Source organism: Alishewanella agri BL06 (assembly GCF_000272005.1).
In the GTDB taxonomy this organism is placed as follows: Bacteria; Pseudomonadota; Gammaproteobacteria; order Enterobacterales; family Alteromonadaceae; genus Alishewanella; species Alishewanella agri.
Map to the genome: position 1 here is coordinate 206793 of NZ_AKKU01000011.1, position 22074 is coordinate 228866.

19 protein-coding genes and 1 pseudogene are annotated in these 22074 nt (G+C 53.6%); 11 read left to right on the plus strand and 9 right to left on the minus strand.

Going from position 1 to position 22074, the window contains the following annotated elements; genetic code table 11:
* Nucleotides 1-104: 104 nt before the first annotated feature.
* Complete coding sequence (locus AGRI_RS05485) at nt 105-920, plus strand: hypothetical protein (RefSeq protein WP_008984002.1); 816 nt, start codon at nt 105-107, stop codon at nt 918-920.
* On the opposite strand, the gene AGRI_RS05490 is transcribed toward AGRI_RS05485, so the two are convergent.
* The 5 genes from AGRI_RS05490 to AGRI_RS05510 form a co-directional block, all read right to left on the minus strand.
* Entirely contained in the window at nt 917-1375 is a 459-nt protein-coding gene (locus tag AGRI_RS05490; RefSeq protein WP_008984003.1) for a GNAT family N-acetyltransferase, read from the minus strand. The genes AGRI_RS05485 and AGRI_RS05490 overlap by 4 nt on opposite strands.
* Nucleotides 1372-2469, minus strand: a complete 1098-nt coding sequence (locus AGRI_RS05495) for a winged helix-turn-helix domain-containing protein (RefSeq protein ID WP_008984004.1) — start codon at nt 2467-2469, stop codon at nt 1372-1374. Before AGRI_RS05495 ends, AGRI_RS05490 begins: the two co-directional genes overlap by 4 nt.
* Nucleotides 2470-2499: 30 nt before the next feature.
* Nucleotides 2500-3057, minus strand: a complete 558-nt coding sequence (locus AGRI_RS05500; RefSeq protein WP_008984005.1) for a hypothetical protein — start codon at nt 3055-3057, stop codon at nt 2500-2502.
* A 164-nt stretch (nt 3058-3221) separates the two neighbouring features.
* Nucleotides 3222-4241, minus strand: coding sequence for a hypothetical protein (locus AGRI_RS05505; RefSeq protein WP_008984006.1), 1020 nt, complete (start codon nt 4239-4241; stop codon nt 3222-3224).
* A 157-nt stretch (nt 4242-4398) separates the two neighbouring features.
* Nucleotides 4399-5304: an AEC family transporter gene (locus AGRI_RS05510; RefSeq protein WP_008984007.1), complete on the minus strand. Its 906-nt coding sequence runs from the start codon at nt 5302-5304 to the stop codon at nt 4399-4401.
* Nucleotides 5305-5508: 204 nt separating this feature from the next.
* Between AGRI_RS05510 and AGRI_RS05515 the strand changes: the two are divergent.
* From AGRI_RS05515 to AGRI_RS05525, 3 genes and pseudogenes are all read left to right on the plus strand, one after another.
* Nucleotides 5509-6258, plus strand: a pseudogene (locus AGRI_RS05515) (class I SAM-dependent DNA methyltransferase).
* Nucleotides 6259-6512: 254 nt separating this feature from the next.
* Complete coding sequence (locus AGRI_RS05520) at nt 6513-7001, plus strand: fasciclin domain-containing protein (protein WP_008984010.1); 489 nt, start codon at nt 6513-6515, stop codon at nt 6999-7001.
* A 177-nt stretch (nt 7002-7178) separates the two neighbouring features.
* Entirely contained in the window at nt 7179-8024 is an 846-nt protein-coding gene (locus AGRI_RS05525; RefSeq protein ID WP_237713029.1) for an alpha/beta fold hydrolase, read from the plus strand.
* Between the two features lie 6 nt (nt 8025-8030).
* Here AGRI_RS05525 and AGRI_RS05530 read toward each other — a convergent pair whose 3' ends face one another.
* Entirely contained in the window at nt 8031-8360 is a 330-nt protein-coding gene (locus tag AGRI_RS05530) for an ArsR/SmtB family transcription factor (protein WP_008607744.1), read from the minus strand.
* Between the two features lie 163 nt (nt 8361-8523).
* Between AGRI_RS05530 and AGRI_RS05535 the strand changes: the two genes are divergently transcribed.
* The gene (locus AGRI_RS05535; protein ID WP_008984012.1) at nt 8524-9438 is read left to right on the plus strand and encodes a permease; all 915 of its coding nucleotides are present in this window, start codon (nt 8524-8526) and stop codon (nt 9436-9438) included.
* Nucleotides 9438-10802, plus strand: coding sequence for a glutathione synthase (locus AGRI_RS05540; RefSeq protein WP_008984013.1), 1365 nt, complete (start codon nt 9438-9440; stop codon nt 10800-10802). The genes AGRI_RS05535 and AGRI_RS05540 overlap by 1 nt, the downstream gene beginning before the upstream one ends.
* A gap of 9 nt (nt 10803-10811) precedes the next feature.
* Here AGRI_RS05540 and AGRI_RS05545 read toward each other — a convergent pair whose 3' ends face one another.
* From AGRI_RS05545 to AGRI_RS05555, 3 genes are all read right to left on the minus strand, one after another.
* Complete coding sequence (locus AGRI_RS05545; protein ID WP_008984014.1) at nt 10812-11840, minus strand: CNNM domain-containing protein; 1029 nt, start codon at nt 11838-11840, stop codon at nt 10812-10814.
* A 113-nt stretch (nt 11841-11953) separates the two neighbouring features.
* Complete coding sequence (locus tag AGRI_RS05550; protein ID WP_008984015.1) at nt 11954-15106, minus strand: efflux RND transporter permease subunit; 3153 nt, start codon at nt 15104-15106, stop codon at nt 11954-11956.
* A complete protein-coding gene (locus AGRI_RS05555) occupies nt 15106-16203 on the minus strand; it encodes an efflux RND transporter periplasmic adaptor subunit (protein ID WP_008984016.1) in 1098 nt (365 codons plus the stop codon). Before AGRI_RS05555 ends, AGRI_RS05550 begins: the two co-directional genes overlap by 1 nt.
* Before the next feature lie 196 nt (nt 16204-16399).
* Here AGRI_RS05555 and AGRI_RS05560 point away from each other — a divergent pair, with 196 nt between their 5' ends.
* From AGRI_RS05560 to AGRI_RS05580, 5 genes are read left to right on the plus strand one after another with little or no spacing between them, the layout of a single operon-like run.
* Complete coding sequence (locus AGRI_RS05560; RefSeq protein ID WP_008984017.1) at nt 16400-16753, plus strand: hypothetical protein; 354 nt, start codon at nt 16400-16402, stop codon at nt 16751-16753.
* Nucleotides 16754-16801: 48 nt separating this feature from the next.
* The gene (locus AGRI_RS05565; RefSeq protein WP_008984018.1) at nt 16802-17416 is read left to right on the plus strand and encodes a hypothetical protein; all 615 of its coding nucleotides are present in this window, start codon (nt 16802-16804) and stop codon (nt 17414-17416) included.
* On the plus strand, nt 17416-18528 hold the full coding sequence (locus AGRI_RS05570; protein ID WP_008984019.1) for an efflux RND transporter periplasmic adaptor subunit: 1113 nt from the start codon (nt 17416-17418) through the stop codon (nt 18526-18528). Before AGRI_RS05565 ends, AGRI_RS05570 begins: the two co-directional genes overlap by 1 nt.
* Nucleotides 18529-18540: 12 nt before the next feature.
* A complete protein-coding gene (locus tag AGRI_RS05575; RefSeq protein ID WP_008984020.1) occupies nt 18541-21639 on the plus strand; it encodes an efflux RND transporter permease subunit in 3099 nt (1032 codons plus the stop codon).
* 3 nt (nt 21640-21642) lie between these two features.
* Complete coding sequence (locus tag AGRI_RS05580; RefSeq protein ID WP_008984021.1) at nt 21643-22038, plus strand: hypothetical protein; 396 nt, start codon at nt 21643-21645, stop codon at nt 22036-22038.
* Nucleotides 22039-22074 lie beyond the last annotated feature (36 nt).

A 22074-nucleotide genomic window follows, 5' to 3' on the forward strand; every position in this document is an offset into this window, starting at 1 on the left:
TTAGCGGACTGGCGCAACATTCAGCGCCGTGCTAGAGTGCGCGCGATCCGGTTCCGGCTCAATTCAACCCTCAAATCCTAACACCATTCAGGTATTCAAAAACTATGTTCACTTATGTCGTAAACAAGTGCGCTGCCGTGCGCCTAAGCTTGTTGTTAATAGCAGCGTTATTGTTAAGCGCCTGTGTTGCGCCAGCCTTGTTATTATCACCTCAGGGCCAGCTGATGTGGGCCATGATTAAACCCATGGTGGGCCTCGATCCTAAAGAGGTAAATTTATTTGAGCAACCGCTGATTAAAAAGCGGCTGGAACCCTTACTGGGCGAGCATTACCAAACGGCAGTATCTTTGCTGAACACGGCAGATGAGATCAAACAGCAAGGGCCGCTGTTTTATGTTGCGTCCAACTATACGCCGCTACCGCAGCTGGCTGAAAAAGCGGGCTTTGTCTGGAATGCCGAAACCAACCAGATGGCGGTATTAATCAGTAAAGGCGGTGTTACAGAGATTTTCGCCGAAGCGGTAGAGAAAAAGGCGAAAACTGTGCTGCCAGTGTGGCCAGATGAGCTGGTAGATTACGCCAAAATGGCCAGCAATCCGGAAAAATTACTGCAACAGCAAAAACAACAATTACTTGAACAGCCGCAACAGCAGCTGCAGCAAGCTCTTGAGGCACAAAAACAGCAGCTAATTGATGCGCCCAAGCAGCAACTTGAGAAAGCCATTGATGCGCAAAAACAGCAGCTAATCGAAGCGCCCAAGCAGCAACTTGAGCAAGCCATTGATGCACAAAAACAGCAGCTAATTGATGCACCCAAGCAACAGCTGCAGCAGGCTATCGAAGCACAGCAGCAACAGTTAAGCGAGCAGCCGGAGCCGCAGCAGAAAAAGCTGGCAGCACCAGTACCAAAACAGGATTAAAGGGCTTTTTGCATAAAAACGCTAAGCGGGTCCGGCTGATAATCGGCAAAGGGCCCGCAAACCTGATAACCATGGCTTAGGTACAGCTGTCGCGCTGCAGTAAAATATGGCTCAGCGCCGGTTTCCAGATACAGCATACTAACGCCCTCTGCTGTAGCAAACTGTTCTAAGTGTGCCAGCAGGGCTTTCGCCACCCCTTTACCACGGGCGGCTTTGGCAGTACGCATCGATTTAATTTCTGCCATAGCAGCAGTATGGTGCTTAAGCGCAATACAGCCCAGCAGCTGCCCGCCCTGCCGGGCGCTCCAAAACACGATATCGGGTGCTTTTAACCGTTCGATATCCAGCGCATGCACACTCTCTGGCGGCGACGTCGCATACATATCAGCAAGATGTTCATTCAGCAGATCCTGAATATCCTGACTAGTGAGCGGATCACGTTGTATTTCAATCATAAATTTCTCTGCTTAACACGCAGCCAGGAGCGCGATAACGCCAGGCTGACACCGGCACAAAACAAGGCCGCTTCTAACATCGCACTTAGATGCACCCACCCATTGTGCCCCTGATTTCGTAGCAAGGCTTCACTCGCCACGGTCGCCAGCGCGGCATCAGGAAACTGTGCCGCCAGCTGTACCAGGCTGCCCGCCAGTAACACACCACCATTTTGACTCAGGATTAACGCGATAAGCAGCGCCGGTAACACCGCATATACACCATGCCATTTGCCGGGAAAGCGCAGTAACAACAGGCAACTGAGCGCGGTTGCCAGTCCAATCGCCGCGCCTTCGCCGGCGCCGGTAATTTGTGCCGGACTGCGGCCAAAAAACAGTTGCAACACTTCATGCAACAACAAGCTGACAAAGCTACCCACCAGCAGCCCACCACTAACACCGCTGAGCAGGATAACGGCTGCCCGGGCTTGCCCCCACACCATTGCCGCGCTGAGCGCGGCAGCGACGGCGCCACCAGCCAAAAGTGCCAGCAATAGCGTAATACTGAGTAAAACCAGTCCCAGCGCTATGGCCTCGCGACCAGCAAAAGACAATTGTGCAGCAGCCAGTAAACCATATACGGCACCGCCAAACAGCCCGGCAATAGCCGCCCCCGCCAATCCCTGCGCTAAATGCTGCCAGAACTGTAGTGAGGCGACGACATCCTTCTTGACTGGCACCTGTTCAGCTAACAGACTCGCACTGCTATCAGCGGCGCTTTGCCAGCTTACGGCAGCGATAAAGCGATAACCATGTTTAGGCACGGTTTCAATAAAACGCGGCGCACTGGCGCTATCCTGCAGTACCCGACGTAGTGTGCGGATACACTGGGTGAGTGCTTCATCACTCACCACCAGGCCGGGCCAGACTTGCTCAAAAAATTGTTGTTTACTAACCAGTTTACCGGCGTTTTGCAGTAATAACTGCAAGGCATCCAAATAACGACTGTTTAGCTCAACCGGCACCCCGGCACAGCGTAACTGGCGCTGCGCTGGCTCTAATTCAAATTCTGCGAACTGATAACACTGTGCCACCATCAGGCTGTTTGACTCCATCAAAAAACCGCTGCACCATCATTTTCACTATTATGCCTCAGTTGCAGTCTTGCTGGCGCCAGAATTTCGCAACAGACCCGCAGCTAACAGCCATAGCAACATAAAGGCGACATTAATTACCGGCGCAGCGCCCAACCCCGCCAACTGAATAACAATTTCCACCCCCAGTTGCAGCCCAGCCGTCAGATAAAGCACCCGGCTCATGGCCTGCGCCTGAAAGCGCACCCATACCGCGCCAAGGACTACCGACGCCAACACGATCAGATAAAGTAAATTAGCCGGATTATCTTCACTGCCTATAATGCCAACAGCCAGATTAATCCAGATGAGCACTAAGGAGGTCAGCACCAGTAGTGCCCAACCGGCGCGTCCGGACAGATCGGCACAGCAACGACAACCCAGTTCTATCAGCAAGGCGGTGCCGCCAAGTAAGATCCCGGCAATCACAAAGTCTGATCCGGTCCAGTTCACTTCAGTCGTAAATTGCATCGCTATCAAAGGTAACAGCAGCAAGGAAACAACAGTTCCCCAAAGTATCATCCGCCAGGGGTTACGCCAAAAATGCGTTAGGTGCTGCAGCATAGTCATAGTTCACTCCAAATCGAAAGTTAGCAAGCATGCTGAGTCTGTGGTCTTAGCGGCGAAAAGACATGAGGAAAAGCTGAGCAAGCGCTGATTTTTTTAGTGAATTCAGTGCAGCTGAGCAGGCGGGATAGTACCAGCCCGCTAAACCGCTGGCTGGTACTATGCTGTTATAAACGGGCCTGGAGTTGTTGCCGCTGCTGTTCCAGTTGTGCCAGCCGGTGCAGATAATCGTCACAGGGTGGCATTGAGACGCGATTGATCATTTTACCCAGTGGATTATAGAACCACTGATACCAGCTTAGCTCAGCTACCGCCTCTGTTTGCGGACAGCTTAGCAGCAAGGCTAACTCGTTACTGCTGGCTTGCGGTTGGTATAACGGGCGAACCAGAGTTAAACCAAGTTTCTCTAAAAAGTTTAAATCCGACGTATCATGCAGCGCCGCGGTAATGCCTTGCTCTGTCAGCTGCCACTCGCCAGCCAGCGCCTTGCTTAAACTGAGTTCAGATTCAGTAAAAGGTTGCTGCCAGGGCGTGATGTTAAATGGCGTCTCTGCCGGCTTTGGTAAGTTGGTAAGCTGTAGCGCCAGATTAAAATGACGCTCGATGGCGGCACTACTAATCATCTTGGTTAACAGGTAACGATTCTCGGTCAGTAGATTGCGCCAGAACTTAAGATCGGCCGCTAACAGCTGCTCAACCTGCAACCAGTGACCTTGCTGTGCCAATAGATAAATCTGCAGCAAATGCAGGCGCTGCCCATTTAATAGCGGCTGAAAAGCCGGCAGTTCATCGGCACTGGCAAGCACTGGTTCTTGCCAATGGTTGCTGCTTAGCAACTGCTGATAGAACGCCAATAAAGTCGTGTTCTCCAGTAGCAGCTGCTCAAGTTGCGTCGTGTCTGCAGCCGCTAAGGCCGGGCAACCTGCCTGGTTACAACCGGCAAATAATTGCTGCAGCGTAGTGTTATCCTGGGTTTTCAAAGCCGCTTGCTGCGCCTGATAGCGCTGATAGCCATTGCCAGCGACCGGCTCTGACAGCAACTGTTGTTGCAACGCCAGTGCCGGAACTGACGGTGCTTCGTCTTGCCAGTTTAACGCCAGTAACAATAAGTAGCCCAACCCGCCGACGACAAATAGGGCCAACACCAGCTTGATAACTATTTTGCTCAGGGTAATAACAGCTGACATCCATATCTCCTTAAAACCAAGGTAACCGTTACCTTAGAACATTTTATCTAACTTTACCAGTTAGTTAACCTTAGCCAGCCAGCGCTCAACGCCCGTTGACTTGAACAGCTCGGGTGCCGGGTGCCCAATGGTATCGGGTTGTTAACTCTCGAACCGGCTAAGCGGGATAGAAGTGAAATAACAATAACAGCCAGAGCGGTAGCGTCAAACACCCCAGCATAGTGGACTGAGCAATCACGGTGGCAACAGGCTGACGATCGGCACCATAAACCGACGCCAACACATGCGCTGCAGAAGCAGTAGGCAAGGCGGCAAATAAAATCAATACCATCGCCGGACCACTGGGCACGGCCAGCCAGTAACAAACTACCAACATAGCTGCCGGCATCAGCACTAACTTGATGCTGTTTAGCGCAGCTGCAAACCGGCCCAGCCGCCACAGCGCCTGCCACTGCATAGCAGCTCCAATTGATAACAGCGCTAGCGGAATCGCGGCTTGTGCCAGTTTTTGTAATGCCAACATCAGAATATGAGGCAGTGTCAGCGCAAACAGCGAACAGCATAAACCAGCCAGACTCGCCAACAGAAAAGGGTTTGTCGCAATCAACCTAACCGATTTCGTAAACCCCAATCCCTGACCACGCGATAACACCCCAACGGCGAGAATATTGGCTACCGGAACTGCTAAACCAATCGCGATCGACATCAGCGCCCGATGCTCGGCGGGCAGCGCTTGCACCATCACCATCGCCAAAGCCGTATTAAAGCGCCAGGCGGTTTGCCACAGTGCGGCAAAATCCAGAAACCGCCCAGGCCCCCAGCCGCGCACCAGCCAACCGAGCAGGCAGGCAAACAACATAATGCCCCAGATCCCAGGTGCCAGAATCGCGATATCAGCGCCTGCCGGTGGTGCCCCCAGCGCACTGACAAAGATCAACGCCGGAAACAACAAATAAAAATTCAGCGTATCCAATGCCTGCCAGCCGCCGACAGGTAGCACCCGCCGCAGCGCAGTACCACTTAAGAGCAGCAAAAAATCCGGCAATAACGCAAGCAACACCATCCCAACCCCACTTATCCACACGTCTCCGGTACCGGCCCGACCAGTTTATCCACAGGTCTCCGGTACCGGTAGGACCAGCAACACCGAATAATTCATTAACACCGCCTCGAGATGCCGACTTTATTCAACCCGCACCAGAGTTTCACTTCGCTATCGCTGAAAACTGCTATAAAATGCGCCACCCTTTGTCGTCCGACGCTTAATATGCAGGCTACTAACGCACTCTACACCGATTTGTCGGGCTATTACGACTTAATGTGTTGTGATATTAACTATTTACAGCAAAGTCATGGCATCATCCGCTTACAGCAACTCTTTGGCAATAGCGGTATTCAACATCTGGATCTGGCTTGTGGCACCGGACCACATATCCGGCATTTCCTAGATGCCGGTTTTACGTCGCAAGGATTAGATTTAAATCAACCTATGTTAGCGTTAGCCCAGGCACGCTGCCCTGAAGCGACATTTAAACTCGGCGATATGTGTACCTTCGAACTTAGCCAGCCAGTTGATTTAATTACCTGCTTTCTTTACTCCATCCATTACAGTGGTAGCGTTGCGCAGCTGAGTGCTTGCATCAAGCAAGCCTGGCAGGCATTAAACGCGGGTGGCATATTTTGTTTTAATGCCGTTGATAAAGATAAAATCTGTAACCTTAGTGCGGTTAGCCACAGTACCTCATATCAAGATAGCCGTTTCGACTTTGCGTCGGCCTGGTACTACAGCGGTAACGGCGAACAACAAGCTCTTAAACTACAAATCAGCAAAACAACGGCGTCAGAGCATCAATATTAGCAAGACGAACACCCGATGGTTGCTGTGAGTTTTACCCAACTGCAAGCGCTACTTGCCCCCTACTTTGAGATTCATATTCTGGCGCATGATTATGAGCGGATCCAACCCTGGGATCAGCAAGCCGGCAATGCGCTTTTTGTCTGTATTAAGCGGGATTAAGCACTGCAGACTGGTCAGACCGGTACCGGAGACCTGTGGATAAACTGGTCGGGCCGGTACCGGAGACGTGTGGATAAAGTGATCGGGTTGGGAGTTGCTGGCGTTACGTTGTTAATTCTGTTTTAGTTTTCCCGTCCCGAAAAAATATAAATCTGATCCTTTTTTCAACAACTGGCGTTTTATTACCCGAACCTTGTGGCGCGAACGCTTGTTGTATGCGCCCGAACCCAACCTAAGTTGAAAAAGGAAACGTTATGAAACTGTCACACTTGATCGCTTGTTCACTCTTTGCCGGCTCATTACTGTTTACTGCTCAGGCACACAACCACAAAGCAAAAGCCGACATCGTCGATACTGCTGTAGCTGCAGGTAGCTTCACTACGCTGGTCACTGCAGTGCAAGCGGCTGAGCTGGTTGATACCTTAAAAGGCAAAGGTCCGTTCACTGTTTTCGCCCCAAATGATGCCGCCTTTGCCAAGATCCCTGCGGCTGATTTAAACGCGCTGGTAGCCGATAAAGCCGCATTGACCAATGTCCTGACGTACCACGTGGTAGCCGGTAAAGTGATGGCCGCTGATGTGGTTAATCTGACATCCGCCAAGACCGTACAGGGGCAGGACCTTAACATTGAAGTGAAAGACGGCAATGTATTTGTTAACGGCGCCAAAGTTATCGCTACCGACATAGAGACCAGCAATGGTGTGATCCATGTGTTAGATACCGTGGTAATGCCATCTAACTAATTCTGCATCCTCTACCGCCGGGCTAACCGGCGGTACTTCAAAGCTTTACCTCTGGCGACTGACCGGCTAAAGTGAGTTTTCACCCGTTAGACTCCTGGCAAAAAAATGGACTTTAGTCACAGCGCGACATCATCAGTCAGCCCTTGCTGCAGCCGTCGGGCCCAATTCGGTTTATGGTTGTATAAACAAAGCATGGCTGCCGAAGCTTACTGCTATGGCCTGCGCCGCAGGCAAGCTGATATTGGCGAGCTAACCATCGACTATTACTGGTATGCCAACCCCGGTAAACCAACACTGGTATTGCTACATGGCTTTAGCGCCGATAAAAGTATCTGGCTGCGTTTTGCCCGTCAGCTGCGGCGTCACTATCAGTTATTGATCCCAGACTTACCTGGTCATGGTGAAACACCCTTTGCCGCTGATGCCAATCATAGTATGCCCAGACAAGCAGAGCGACTGGCATTATTTTTGGCGACGCTGCACCTGCCACAGGTGCATCTGATTGGGAATTCGATGGGCGGTTTTTTAGCCACCGTCTTTGCCAGCCGCTATCCGGCGCAGGTGCTCTCCCTGGCACTACAAGATCCTGCTGGGCTTAGCTCCGCTACGCCAAGTCAGTTAGAACAGCAAGTACGCCAGGGCTTAAACCCTTTTTTACAGCTGGATTTTGCCGACTTTAGGCGATTCTACGCCCTATCGATGGCCAGGCCACCCTATATTCCACAGCTGATGCTAAAAGGCATTGCCTGCCGCTACCAGCAACAACGGGCATTACTTGCTGCTATCTTTGCTGATTTTTTCGATTCCCGCTTAACAGCGGCAGAGCTGGCGCAGATTAAGGTACCGGTTTTATTATGTTGGGGCGAAGCAGACCAACTGATCGATATCAGTGCTGTAGCACTTTGGCAGCAACAGCTACCGCAACTCCAACTGCAGGTTTTTGAAGGGATTGGTCATTTACCGATGCTGGAGATCCCAAAGCAAAGTGCTACCGTCTATCGCCACTTTTTACAGCGGTGCTAGCCAGTATTAGTCACAACAACTGCTTTGTGAAGCTGAAGCCGAGGGCAAACCGAGGCAACACTCATCATATAAAAATGCTAACAAGGTCTCGACGTTGTTAAAAAGCAAACTGCAATATAAGGTGCGGCCATCCCGGCGTTGTGCCATTAAACCGACTTTGGTCATCCGGCTTAAATGATGTGACAGCGTTGAATTTGGAATATCTAAAGCCTGCTGGATCTCGCCAACCGCAACGCCCTGATGACCAGCACGCACCAAAATCCGAAAAATGCCTAATCGGGTTGGATGCCCCAATTCTGCCAACTGCGCTGCAGCCTGCTCCAATTCCAGACTCATCTTTACTCCAGGTCCTGAGTTGCTAACAGCGCTAGTGTAACGCCCTCCCGAAATAATTTCCACAAACTTGGAAATATCATTTGACATTTCCATGTTTGTAGAAATAATATATTTCCACAATCACGGAAATATCTGTGTGTGCTAACTAACCTGTGGAGGTTTTATGTCAGATGCGTTTTATGTCAGTGTGCAATTTTTTATCGGTACCCTTAGCGAGCTGCTGATACTCTTTGTCTTGATTAGTATGCTGGTGTACCAGCTGCAGGATCGCTTTCCGGCACAGCGGATCCAGGCCTTATTAGCCGGTGGCAAAGGTTACTTTACCGCCGCTGCCCTGGGCGCTATTACACCCTTTTGCAGCTGCTCCACTCTGCCGATGTTAGTCGGTATGCTGCGTGCCAATGCAGCCTTTGGCCCGGTGATGACCTTCTTACTCACCTCCCCCTTGCTTAATCCAATCCTGGTTGCCCTGCTGTTTTCCGTGTTTGGCGCCAAACTCACTCTGCTATACGCAACGGGCGTGCTTAGTATTGCGGTCTTGTCTGGCCTGCTGTTATCACAACTGGGCTTTTCCCGTTACGTTAGGCTACCTGCAGCAGAGCAGTCTTGCTGTAATAGCTCCCAGGCCATAGTAGCGATAAAGTATTGGTCATGGCAGTACTGGAGCCACTTATGGCTGCGGGCAATTAAAGATACCCGCAGCTTTCTGCCACATTTAATACTTGGTGTACTGGCGGGTGCGGTGATCCATGGCTATGTACCAGCCGAATTCTTTGCCAGTTTAAGTGGTAGCAATAGCCTGTACCTGATCCCGCTGGCCGCTGTGATTGGCATTCCGCTGTATGTTCGCGCCAGTTCAATGATCCCGTTGGCCCTCAGTTTAGTGGGTAAAGGAATGAGCTATGGCAGCGTTATGGCGCTGACAATCGGTGGTGCCGGTGCCAGTTTGCCCGAGCTGATTATCCTGAAAAAGATCTTTCAATGGCCACTGCTGTTGGCATTTATTGGTGTGGTGCTTGTTACTGCCTGCAGCACCGGTATTGCTATTGATCTGCTGTTACCGGTAAGGAGTCTGTGATGGCACAGTCGCTGCGAACAATCGCCACACCTCAGCAACTGGCTACTACACTGCAACCTTTGCTGATTAACGCCCGCCTGGGTTTGCAACAGGCCAAGGGTTTTGTACCGGCGCCGGTTTCACTGACGCCCTGGCAACTCAGTAGCTCGCAGTGGCAACAGGCAAGGACAGCGGCTACGCTACTTGGACGTTTGCTGGAAAGGATCGCTGGTGATCCCTGTTGGTTACTGCAACAAACCCGGGCACTTCAAGACTCGGCATCAGTGCCAGGCGAGATCTGGCGAACCTTGTCTGCGATAGAGCCAGCTCGCTTAACCAGCCGGAATCTCAACTTAAGCCGGCATGATTTGCTGTTAACTGCAGGCGGATGGCGTTGGGTCGAATCTAATCCGATTGCCGCCGGCATGGGCCCCCTTAGTGCACGCTATCAACAACTATTGGCGCCCTTATTGCCACTGCCTTATGTCGATAATCCGGCATTGGCCGCTCAAGCGAAGCTGTTAGCAGAAACCGCTATTGCCAATGCTGCCGGACAGCCCGCGTTATTGGTTATGGTCATCGCGGAACAGGAGCAAAATATCTTTGATCAGCAATTGCTCACTGAAGCCGTCCGCCAGCACGGCGTGGCGACCGAACGGCTGACCCTAAACCAGTTACAACAAGGCCAGGTGCGGGGAGACAAAGGTTTCTATCTGACAGATGGACGGCGGGTAAGCTTATTGTACTGGCGCACCGGCTATAACCCACTGCCACAGGCAGCTGATTACTGGGCATTTCGGACGAGTCTTGAGCACACGAATCTTCTGCAATGCCCTAATCTGGCAGGACAGTTAAGCGGCAGCAAATGGTTACAGCATCAACTGGGACTCTTGCTGCAGCAGCCTAGCGGGCGGCAACAGCTCGCTCAGCGCTTTGGACTTAGCCCGGCACAATTGCAGCTGCTGCAACAACTCATCGTGCCCAGCTTTGCCGTTGCCGACTTAACAGCGGAGGCAGTCCGCGCCAAACTAGCCGCCGGCTACTGGTACAAGACTCAACAAGAAGGCGGTGGCAATGTGGCGCGCTACGCGCAAGGCTGGCAACGCTATCAGCACTATGACAGCGCCGATCTGCTGATGGCGCCGATTAATGCTAACATTCGCCGTGAAAATGTCTTTAGCCTAAAACATGGCGAACTGCTGCAGAATAACAGCGCTGGTCAAATCAGCGAGTTGGGTATTTTTACTCTGGGCTCGGCCGCCAGCTATGGCGGATATCTTTGTCGTAGCAAAGCCAGCAGCAGCCTGGAGGGTGGAATCAGTCATGGTGCTGCGACTTTGGATTTGATTAGCCTGAAACCTTGTTGTTGCTCAAGCTTTGCCTGAGCAACAAGATCAGGATTTTACATCTTCCAGTTGTTTCTGCTTATGCTCCCAGCGGCGCTTGGCAAAGCGGCGCATATTGGGGATATCGTCGGTCTCATCCATAATCGGCTGGCCGATAATGGCTTCAATCACATCTTCCATGGTCACCAAGCCCATCCAGCTACCGTATTCATCGTATACCAAAGCCAGATGCTGGCGCTCGCGGATCAACTGCGACATCAGTTGTTCCACACTGAGTTTATCCGGAATAATTTTTACCGGCTTCATAATATCAGCTGCGGTTTGGCCGTCAGCAAACTCCAACATATCGTAACGAAACACGATACCCAAAGGCGCTTCGTCATCATCCAGTACCGGATAACGCGAATACTGATCTTTTTTAACCCGCTCCACCAGTTCAGCCAGCGGCTCATCCGGCTTAGCATACTCACAGACGGTGCGCGGCGTCATAATGTCCCGCACTTTAATATCGTGCAGATCCAGAATGTTGCCAATCACCCGCTGTTCATCTTCGTCGAGTTTATTCAGCTCACGGCCTAAAATGGTCAGGGCTTTTATCTCCTGACGTAAATCATGATCGTGCTGGCCGCCACCGAATAGCTTCATAATTTGGTCTGACATCCAGATAAAGGGCTTTAGCAGCAATATCATGGTGTTCAACATGGCAGGCAATACCGGCACCAGACTTGGCCAGTAGCGGGCACCAATGGTTTTAGGCAGAATTTCTGACAAGACCAAAATCAGTAGGGTCATCACCGCAGACGCGATACCCAGATAGCCGTCGCCAAAGACGATAGTGACCTGTGCGCCGACACCAGTGGCACCCACGGTATGGGCCACAGTGTTCAGGGTCAGAATAGCCGCCAGCGGCTGGTCAATTTTCTCTTTCAGCTGTTTTAGTTTTTCGTAGCGCTTGGGCTGCACCAGCTTTTGCTGGGCGATATAGCTGGGGGTGATAGATAACAGGGCAGCTTCCAAAATGGAGCAGACAAAAGATACCGCAATGGATAACACCACAAAAGCGATTAATAAACTCATACAGGTTGGTTACAACACTCCTTTTTGCCTCGACCCGCGCAGTATATCAGTGCGAAAAACAAAAGCGAGGAGGTTTTTCGGATTTTTCCCCGCTTTTTATTCACTCATCTCACTCAGCTTCGCAACAATTCCCGCCGTTTTAATACCGATACCAGCAGCGCAGGCAGGAAGATTAAGCTAATCAGCGTCGAAAAGATCAGGCCGCATAACACGATAATACCGACACCGCGGTACAGTTCGGTGCCCTCGCCAGGCAGCAATACCAGAGGCGCCAGACCAAACACCGTGGTTGTGGTTGACATTAAAATCGGCTTTAAGCGGGTCGCTACCGCTTGCAGCACCGCCTCAGTAACAGACACGCCGGGGAGCTGTAAATTATGCCGGCTTTGATCGACAATCAGGATCGGATTATTCACCACTGTACCCAGCAGGATCAGGAAGCCCAGCATAGTAATCATATCAAAAGGCTGATAAAAACCGCCCAGGCCGATAGTTGAGAGCAGACCGCTGATGCCATTAATCCCCACCAGACCGACCAAAGCCCCCGCTAACCCGAGTGGTACTGTCGCCAGAATGAACAGCGGATAACCCCAGTGGCTGAAAATTGCCACCAGCAGTAAATAAATCAGCACCACGGCAATCAGGAAATTACTGCTTAATGCGGCTTTGGTTTCATCCAGTTGATCCGAAGCACCGGAAATATCCAGCATTACGCCGGGCGCGATAGCCCCCTGCTGCTGTAATGCCGGTACTAACTGTTGTCGCACCCTGTCCACTGCGGTTTCTAACGCCACCGAGCGCGGCGGGATAATATACAAGGTCACCGTACGACGGCCATCTACCCGCCGCAACGTATCGCTATCCGCCACTTCAACCAGCTCCGCCAGGCTACTTAGCGGTAACACCGCCCCCGAGGGGGTTAACACCGGCGTTTGCGCCAGTTGCGCCAGGCTCTGCCCGGCACCGGCCTGACTGAATAAAAAGATATCCACCTTATCATCGGCTAAAAAGAACTCATCGACAAAGGCGCCATCACTCAATGCCGACACCGCGTAGCCAAAGTCGGCGGCACTAAAATTCAGCTCAGCCAGGCGCTGCCAATTCGGCCGGATTTCTATCAGCGGCTGATCCAGTGACAACGAAGCCGGCTCCGAGTTAAGTTGTGGCCGGTCAAACAAGTCGCCGGCGGCAACATAGGCCGCATCGGCAGTGGCATATAAACTCGCTAAATCCGGCCCGGAAATATCCAGCGCAACCGCCCGGGTACCACCGTCATTGCTACTGATAATCGACCCACGTGATGAAAACGCCCGCATCCCCGGATACTGGCGGAATAATGCCGTCATCGCATCCATCATCGGTGTAATATCCTGTGGTCGTACCGGCTCACTTAACACCCGGATCCGACCAACAGAGACACTTAATGAATAGTACTTTAGCGGCGGCATCGCCGTGTCACCCCGGTCAAATGCAGCCGGATCGGCATTAACCTGAGCGGTTAAGATGGCTTTTAGCTCCTCCGCAATCTGTGCCATTTCCGATAAGTTATAACCGGGCGGTGCAATCATTGACGAAAAGGCTTTCGGTTCTTCACCTTCAGGCAGATATTCGGCAGGTGGCATAAATAGCCAGGCCGCACCCAGTGTCAGAATGACCGTCAGGCTTAATACTAACCGTCGTGCCAGTGTCGAGTGCAACAGCTTTGCCAGCAACGGCAGGATCAGGCCGTTAGCGCCTGGCAGGGCAGCAGCACCCTGCAGGGTCGTGCTGCTGCCGTTACTGCGAAAGCCTAAGCGGGCAATCGCCGGCGGTACCACAAAGACCGCTACCAGCATAGAAGCAATAATCGCCGCCGCAATGGCAATGGCGATATCGGAATACAGTTGACCGGCTTCCTGTTCAATAAACAGAATGGGCATAAAAACCAGCACGGTAGTCAAAGTGGACGCCAGCACCGCCGGCCAGACATCACGCACGCCGCGGATCGCGGCCTCAATCCGGTCCAGACCGCGCTGCTTCGCCTGCTCGATACTCTCCAGCACCACGATGGTGTTATCCAGCGTCATACCTATCGCGAAGGCAATACCGGCCAGGGAAATCACATTAATGGTACGGCCAAAGGCGAGCAAACCAATAAAGGCAGCAATAGTACAGATTGGCACGCCAATCACGCCAACCAGGGTTGCGCTACCCGAACGTAAAAACAGATACATCACCCCGGTAGCCAGCGCGGCCCCCAGCGCCAGGTTAACCCAAACATTGCTAATAGAGTCTTCGACATAGCGCACATCATCACTGATTAACATCAGTTGCAAACCATTACTGGCCAGCATATCGCGGTTAATCTGGGCCACAACCTGTAACATCGCCTCTTTAATGGCAATGACATTTGAGCCGGGTTCGCGCCGCACCGACAGGCCGAGTGTTTGCTCACCATCAGCAAACGACAACTCCCGCACTTCAAAGTGATCCAGCACCAAAGTCGCCACATCTTTCAGACGTACCTGATTATCGCCCTGCTGTGTCAGGATCAAATTTTCCAGCTCAGACAGTTGTTCAAAACGCCCGACTACCCGCAACAAATAGCGCCTTTTCCCGCTATCAATATCCCCCGCTGAGCTGTCACGGTTGCGGGCACGGATCGTATCGCGCACCTGGGTTAAACTAATGCCACGCTGCGCCAGACGCGCCGGATCGACCAAGACCTGGATTTGCCGCTCGGCACCACCACTTACCCCGACTTCCGATACCCCGGGCACCCGCTCCATCTGCGGCCGGACAAAATCCTCCGCATAGTCGCGCAGCATATCCATATCAAGGTTCAGCGGATTACCGGCCAGTGGCATCAGTCGGAAGTACATAAAGGCGTTATTGGAAAAAGAACTGCTGAACAGCCGCGGCTGATCGACATTTTCCGGATAGGAGGAAACCTGACTTAACGCATTGCTGACCCGGATCAGCGCTTCATTCACATCGACGCCAAACGGGAATTCCAGCTCAATTTGCGCCGAGCCGGTGCTGGCGCGTGACACCATGCGTTTCAGATTTGGCAGGGTGCGTAAATACCGCTCCTGCTCAATCAGGATCTCTTTTTCGACATCCTGCGGCGTCGCCCCGGGCCAACCGGTTACCACACTGATAGTGCGGACTTCCAGATCAGGGATCATTTGCACCGGTATACGCAGCGCTGCCACTATCCCCAGCACACACACCATTAATACGGCTACCGTCAGGATGGTACCGCGACGAATACCTGCATCCAGCATCAGTTTGCTCCCTGACGATTGGCACCAGCTGGCGCGGTATTCAGGATCCGTACCTGCTGGCCAGCGCGCAAGGTTTCATTACCCCGCACCACCACCGGTAAACCGGCAGGTAAGCCTGATAAAATTTCCACACCGCGCTCACTGCTGCGGCCAAGCTGCACATTAAAGCGGTCAGCCTGATTATCGCGGATCGCAAAGACGCTGAAGTTACCATCCGGATGACGTAACAGTGCATCGGGTGGCACCACCAGCACCTGGCTGTCTTCACGTTCAAAATATAAGGTCGCCCGGGCTGAGGTGCCGGGCAGTAACGGAGTATCGGCGGTAGTCACTTCAAGGCGGGCCAGAAAGCTGCGGGCATTACTATCGCCCACCGGCACTGTGGCCAGTAACCGGCCGCTCAGCACCTGCTGCGGCGCCAGATCCGAGCGCACTTCGATGCGGCGCAAATTAGCAAGATTGGCAAAATATTCTTGCGGCACCTGAATATCCAGTAACAACGGCGATAAACTGACCAGCTGAAACACCGGTGCGCCTAATGCTAACCACTCGCCCAGATCAGTATCGCGCCGAGCAATCACACCGGCAAAAGGTGCAGTTAAGGTATGCCGGCTGATAATTTCCCGTTGCTGCGCTAAGCGGGCATTGGCTTGTTGCAGCAAGGCTTCGGCCTCAGCTAATTGGGCGCGCCGAATTGCCAGCTCGGTTTGCGGAAACAGTTGTTGTGTGGTCAGTTGTTCCGCTTCAGCCACCAGACGTTGGCGCTCGGCTAACATAACCCGGGCCGCATTAACCGCTGCAAGCTGTTGTGCCAATTCATGCTCAGCCAGCGCCGGATCTAACTTTAACAGCGGCTGCCCGGCCTTGACCTCAGTGCCGGCATCCACCAGCAATTCAGCCACCAGGCCGGCAGTGCGGCTCGACAACTGGGCATTTTGCTGCGCCGTCAGACTGCCGCTTAACTGCAGCTGCTCGGCTAACCCCTGTTGTTGCGGTTGAACAACCTGTACCGGTACCGCCTCATCGGCAACAGCCGGTACCAATAAGCCTGATATCGTTAGCGCCAGCCAATACAGATAGATGCCACGGCTTATCATGCTACCATTCCCTTTTCATTTTTGATTATGCTTGATATTTGCAGTATGGGCTAACTTCGCTCTCAGATCACGTTAAACGACAGGGTGTCGTCAGCCAGCGATAGATTGTGTCAGTAAAATGGCCATGCTAAAGTGATGCCTCTATCATTTCTCACCGAGTTTCGCCGTGCTCCGCCAGATACTGGTTTGCCTGTTAATGCTAAGCTTATTTGTCCAGCTGTCTGGACGTCACTGGCTATTGCATAACGATAACGCCGGTATCGCCGTTGAGCATCAACACCAGACCAGCGCGGCTTTATCCTGGCATGACCTGCTGCATTTTCTTGGTAAGGCGCACCTGCACCACGCTGATGCCGAGCAAATTAGTCTGGAAAACTCTGCCGAAGCCCGCTGGCATGTGTTTGCCGATCTCTGTCACAGCGCGCAGTTACTATGGCAAACAGTGCCCGAGGTAGCGCTCGATTTGCGTCCGGATCTGGTACTGATAACCTTCTCCGGCTGGTGGCCGCGTTCACCGCAAAACCTGCTATGGCGGCCTCCCCGCCCCTGACTCTGCTGATTAAATTTTTACTTCACTGTATTTAGCAGAGGATTTGTTATGTTTAGCTTTAAACTACAGCAGCTGACTGTCGGCTTGCTGTTAAGCGTGCTGCTCGCTGTTTTGCCTGCGTTAGCCGCACCCGGGGCACATGGCCCCAATGGCGAACACCTTGCCGGGCCCGTTGTCACTAACACCCAGCTGGCGCCGCGTTTTGAAACCTTTAGCGAGCAGTTTGAACTGCTGGCCGAACTCTACGACGATCGCCTGGTGTTACATTTGCACCACTATGCCAGCAATCAGCCCGTCGCTGATGCCAGCCTGGAGCTGGAAAGTGCTGGTTTAACTGCTCAAGCCCGCTATGACAGTGAGGCAGGTAACTATGAAATAACCGAGCCGGCACTGTTACAGCTGCTACAACAACCACAGCAACATGAGCTGGTGTTGACCGTTTTGACCGCGGAACACGCTGATCTGCTGCTGGCCAGTTTTCAGCCATCCCAACCAGCCACTCCGCATGCCTCTGAGCATGAGCATGATCATGATCATCAACATGAGCATGACCATCATGAACATAGCCACTATGGTAGCTGGTTAGCGGCCCTGGTTCTGCTGGCGCTGGCCGCTGGCAGCGGCTACTGGCTTGGTCTAACCCGTGCGGCGCGGAGGTTATAATGCAAAGGCTTAATCGATTTTATCTCAGCATGTTGTTCGCAGCAGGGCTACAGGCCGCCGCTGCCAGTGCCGCCCCGGGGGCGCATGGTCCTGATGGCGAGCATTTAACCACTTCGCCCGAAACTCATTCGCCGCTGGGCCGACAGGCGGATGGCAGTGTGGTGTTAACGATGGCACAGCAACGCTTGTTTGAGATCCGCACTCAATTGGGAGTTAGCAGTACCGCAGCACCAACCCGGCAATTGCATGCTGTAGTGCAAAGTCATCCAGCTGGCCGGGGCCTGGTGCAAGCCAACAGTGCCGGCCGTTTAGCGCCGCCGGCAAATGGCCTGCCCGTTGCCGGACAACGCGTTCAGGCCGGGCAAATTCTTGGCTACTTATATTACCAGGATACGGCTTACGAGCAGGCCAGCCAGTTGGCAGAGCTAACTGCGCTGCGCCTCAGTGCCAGCCAGACCGAGCGTGATGTGAAGCGTCTGCAGCAGTTGTCCGATTTAGTGGCGCAACAACAGCTGGAACAGCTGCAGTTGCAGCTGAACAGCCTGCGACAACAAATCCGGCAGTTAGAAGGTGGTCTGGAGCAACCAGAAGTGCTTACCGCGCCGCTAAGTGGCATTATTCAGCCGCATCAACTGAGTAGCGGCCAGTGGCTGGCTGCCGGGCAACCGCTGTTTGAAATCCTTGATCCGGCTTTGTTACTGCTGGATGCCCGCACCACTGAGCCCGCGCTGCTCAATCAAATCGGGCACGCCTATCTGCAAGGCTGGCCGCAAGCGACGCTGGAATATATCGGCAGCACTGGGCAATACCAGCAGGGTAGCCTCAGTTTGCAGTTTAAGCTAACCCAGGCACCGCTGGCTGTCGGCCAACCCGTGACGCTGGTCGTAGCGCAAGCCGGGCAGCTCAGTGGTATTCGCCTGCCCGCCAGCGCTGTGGTCAGCAGCAGTCAGAATCTGCCGCAGGTTTGGATCAAACTGAGTGCCGAGCGCTTTTTACCGCAAATTGTGCGTTATATGCCGCTGAATGACACAGAGGTGCTGATTACCGCCGGTTTGGGAGCGGACAATCGCGTGGTGGTACAAGGTGCCAACCTGCTGAATCAGATCCGCTAAGCGGGAGGAACCATGTTTGACATTATTGTACGCCGCAGCCTGGAGCAGCGGCTGTTGGTGCTGCTGGCTGCCCTGCTGCTATTAATTTACGGCCTGTTCAGCGCCAAATCGCTGCCGGTCGATGTGTTCCCGGATCTGAATAAGCCGGTTATCACTATCCTGACGGAAGCCGGAGGTATGGCACCGGAAGAAGTGGAACAGTTGGTCAGTTTTCCACTGGAAAACCTGCTGAGCGGTGTTACCGGCGTCAGCCGGATCCGTTCCACCTCCGGTATCGGACTTTCGCTGTTATATGTCGAATTTGACTGGGATACCGATATCTACCGTAACCGGCAACTGGTGGCAGAGCGCCTGACCCTGGCACAGCAACAACTGCCGCGACAGCTTACGCCGGTCATGGGGCCGGTATCGTCTATTATGGGCGAGATTATGTTGCTGGCATTGCCGCTTAAAGCCGGCGTAGCAGAAGGTCCGATGCAGGCCCGCGAGTATGCCGACTTTGTGCTGCGCCCGCGCCTGCAGGCTATTCCGGGTGTATCTCAGGTGATCCCGATTGGTGGCGAAGTGCGTCAGTACCGGGTGATCCCGGATCTGCCGAAAATGGCGGCTGCCGGCGTCAGCTTAGCCGATCTCAAAGCAGCGCTGCAGGGCTTTGCCCGTAATGCTGGCGGCGGTTTTCTGGAGCTAAATCAACGCGAATATCTGTTACGCCATCAGGCGCTGACCACTGAGCTCTCAGATCTGCAATTACTGGCTGTCGGCTGGCATGCCGGTCAACCCATCTTGTTACAGCAACTGGCAGAGGTCAGCTATGCCGCCGCGGTAAAACGTGGTGATGCCGGCTTTAATGGCCAAAGCGCCGTGATCCTCAGCATCCAAAAACAACCTGATGCCGATACCGTTGCGGTAACCGCCGCCATCGAGCAGGCACTGACCGGGCTACAAAGTGGTTTACCTGCCGGACTGGCAGCGCCGCAAGTGCTGTTCCGCCAGGCCGACTTTATCAGTGCCGCGGTGCGTAATGTCACCGAAGCGCTGCGTGATGCCGCCATTATGGTGCTGATCGTGTTGTTTGTGTTTTTACTGTCCAGCCGCACCACCTTTATTTCACTGCTGGCGATCCCGCTGTCTTTTGCCGTTACCATCCTGGTGTTCCGTTGGTTCGGCATGACCATCAACGTGATGACGCTTGGCGGCCTGGCTATCGCTGTGGGTGAGCTGGTCGATGATGCGGTGGTCGGGGTTGAGAATACGCTGCGCCGGCTGAAACAGCGAGCGGCAGACAGCAAAGAATCGGTATTAGACGTGATTTGGCGCGCCAGCATGGAAGTGCGCTCCGGCATTTTGTACGCCACGCTGATCGTAGTGCTGGTATTCCTGCCGCTGTTTGCGCTGCCGGGTATTGAAGGCCGGTTATTTAGCCCGCTGGGTGTGGCCTATATTGTCGCCATCCTGGCTTCGATGCTGGTCTCCATCACCGTTACGCCTGTGCTTTGCTATTACCTGCTACCGGGCCGGCCAGAGCTGCAGCGCCAGGATAGCTGGCTGATCCAGCAACTGAAACAGTGGCAGCAGCGTTGGCTGCGTTGGGCCTTTGCGCACGCGAAAAGCCTACTCGCCGTGACCGCTGGCGCGGTGCTGATTGCACTGGCGTCTCTGACACAGATGCCAAGAGCATTTTTACCCGCCTTTAACGAAGGCTCCCTGGTGCTGGGAGTAATATATCAGCCCGGCACTGCCTTGTCGGAAGCTAACCGGCTGGGCTTACTGGCCGAGCGCTTGCTATTAGAAATCCCGGAGGTCAGCCAGGTTGGCCGTCGAACCGGTCGCGCAGAGCTGGATGAACATGCCGAAGGCGTGCATTCCAGTGAAATCGATATCGATTTAACGCCTTCCACCCGCAGTCGCGACGCCGTACTCGCGGAGATCCGGGATAAGCTCGCGGTGCTGCCCGCTCAAGTTGCGATCGGCCAACCGATATCCCACCGCCTGGATCATTTATTATCCGGTGTCCGGGCGCAGCTGGCGGTGAAAATCTTTGGTGATGATTTAGCCGAGCTGCGCCTGACGGCTGAGCAACTGCGACAACGTCTGGCTGAGATCCCCGGGCTGGTTGATATTAACGTGGAACAGCAGGTGCTGATCCCGCAACTGTCGGTACAACTTAACCAGCGCAGCGCCGCCCAACACGGTTTAACGCCCGGGGCGGCGATCGAGCAGCTACAACTACTGACTGACGGCGAGGTCGTAGCGGAAATTATCGACGGGGTAAGACGTTTTGATGTAGTACTACGCCTGGCAGACACTGAACGTAGCCCGGAAGCGCTGCGCCGGGCGTTGCTGGATACCCCTGCCGGCCCGGTGCCGCTGGCGGCAGTGGCAGAAGTCAGTGCCAGTGACGGCCCGAATCAGATCCTGCGGGAAAATGGCCGCCGTCGGATTGTGGTGTACGCCAACGCCGACAGCACTGATGTTAAAACCTTACTGGCCGAGATCCGGCAACAAGTGGCTAGCCTCAGCCTGCCTACGGGCAGCTTTATCAGCCTCGAAGGTCAGTTTTTAGCGCAGGAGCAATCCATGCAGCTGGTGGCTGTTTTAGCCTTAGTCTCCTTCCTGCTGATTGCACTGGTGCTGTATCTGCGCTACCAGTCCTGGATCTTGGCTGCCATCGTGTTTTGCACCATGCCAATGGCCCTACTGGGTAGTGTGCTGGGGATTTGGCTAAGCGGCTTATCGCTGTCCGTGGCGTCGGTTGTTGGCTTTATTACGCTCACCGGCATCGCGGCACGCAACGCTATTCTCAAGATCAGTCACTATATTTACCTGTGCCGGCATGAACAGCAGCATTTTAGTCAGGAAATGATTATCCGGGGTTCCGCCGAGCGTTTGGCGCCCGTTGTAATGACGTCGCTGGTAACGGCTTTTGCGTTATTGCCACTGCTGTTATCGGCCGGAGCTCCCGGCAAGGAAATTCTGTATCCGGTGGCCGTGGTAATTTTCAGCGGCTTACTCAGCTCTACGCTGCTGGATATTTTACTGACCCCCCTGCTGTACTGGCTGTATGGCCGGTCGGCAACCGAACAACTGTTACAACAGCACACTGAGGTATAACTGATGAGATTAACGTTATTGAAAAAAACGGGCTGCATTCTGAGCATGACAATGGTCGTGGCTATGGTCACCCTGTTACCGGCAACACCTGCTTTTAGCCACGGCGAAGCCAAAGCACAACATGGTGGTCAGATCCAAAGCCGGCACGATTTAGCAGTGGAGCTGGTCCGGCACAGCGAGAGTATAGAGTTGCATCTGACAGATCACGGCGATGCGATTGACCCAACAGGCTGGCAGGGGCAAGTTACAGTACTTGCCGCCGGTGAAAAACGGGACATACCGCTGGTTGTAACGGGGCAGACACTCAGTGCCGGGCTAAGCCTGCCTGATGGTGCCAAGGTTGTGGTAAGTTTGACTAACCCGCAGCAGCAGCGCTTCTTGTTTCGCTACAGCTGGTAACGCATTACAACCAGGCCGGGGGTGACTGCTCAGGGT

Coding starts and splice junctions, on each gene's coding strand:
- AGRI_RS05520 (WP_008984010.1), top strand. CDS start 6,513: ATGAAACTGTCACACTTGATCGCTTGTTCACTCTTTGCCGGCTCATTA.
- AGRI_RS05575 (WP_008984020.1), top strand. CDS start 18,541: ATGTTTGACATTATTGTACGCCGCAGCCTGGAGCAGCGGCTGTTGGTG.
- AGRI_RS05500 (WP_008984005.1), bottom strand. CDS start 3,057: ATGACTATGCTGCAGCACCTAACGCATTTTTGGCGTAACCCCTGGCGG.
- AGRI_RS05580 (WP_008984021.1), top strand. CDS start 21,643: ATGAGATTAACGTTATTGAAAAAAACGGGCTGCATTCTGAGCATGACA.
- AGRI_RS05495 (WP_008984004.1), bottom strand. CDS start 2,469: ATGGAGTCAAACAGCCTGATGGTGGCACAGTGTTATCAGTTCGCAGAA.
- AGRI_RS05485 (WP_008984002.1), top strand. CDS start 105: ATGTTCACTTATGTCGTAAACAAGTGCGCTGCCGTGCGCCTAAGCTTG.
- AGRI_RS05545 (WP_008984014.1), bottom strand. CDS start 11,840: ATGAGTTTATTAATCGCTTTTGTGGTGTTATCCATTGCGGTATCTTTT.
- AGRI_RS05490 (WP_008984003.1), bottom strand. CDS start 1,375: ATGATTGAAATACAACGTGATCCGCTCACTAGTCAGGATATTCAGGAT.
- AGRI_RS05560 (WP_008984017.1), top strand. CDS start 16,400: ATGCTAAGCTTATTTGTCCAGCTGTCTGGACGTCACTGGCTATTGCAT.
- AGRI_RS05530 (WP_008607744.1), bottom strand. CDS start 8,360: ATGAGTCTGGAATTGGAGCAGGCTGCAGCGCAGTTGGCAGAATTGGGG.
- AGRI_RS05570 (WP_008984019.1), top strand. CDS start 17,416: ATGCAAAGGCTTAATCGATTTTATCTCAGCATGTTGTTCGCAGCAGGG.
- AGRI_RS05535 (WP_008984012.1), top strand. CDS start 8,524: ATGTCAGATGCGTTTTATGTCAGTGTGCAATTTTTTATCGGTACCCTT.
- AGRI_RS05505 (WP_008984006.1), bottom strand. CDS start 4,241: ATGTCAGCTGTTATTACCCTGAGCAAAATAGTTATCAAGCTGGTGTTG.
- AGRI_RS05510 (WP_008984007.1), bottom strand. CDS start 5,304: ATGGTGTTGCTTGCGTTATTGCCGGATTTTTTGCTGCTCTTAAGTGGT.
- AGRI_RS05565 (WP_008984018.1), top strand. CDS start 16,802: ATGTTTAGCTTTAAACTACAGCAGCTGACTGTCGGCTTGCTGTTAAGC.
- AGRI_RS05540 (WP_008984013.1), top strand. CDS start 9,438: ATGGCACAGTCGCTGCGAACAATCGCCACACCTCAGCAACTGGCTACT.
- AGRI_RS05555 (WP_008984016.1), bottom strand. CDS start 16,203: ATGATAAGCCGTGGCATCTATCTGTATTGGCTGGCGCTAACGATATCA.
- AGRI_RS05550 (WP_008984015.1), bottom strand. CDS start 15,106: ATGCTGGATGCAGGTATTCGTCGCGGTACCATCCTGACGGTAGCCGTA.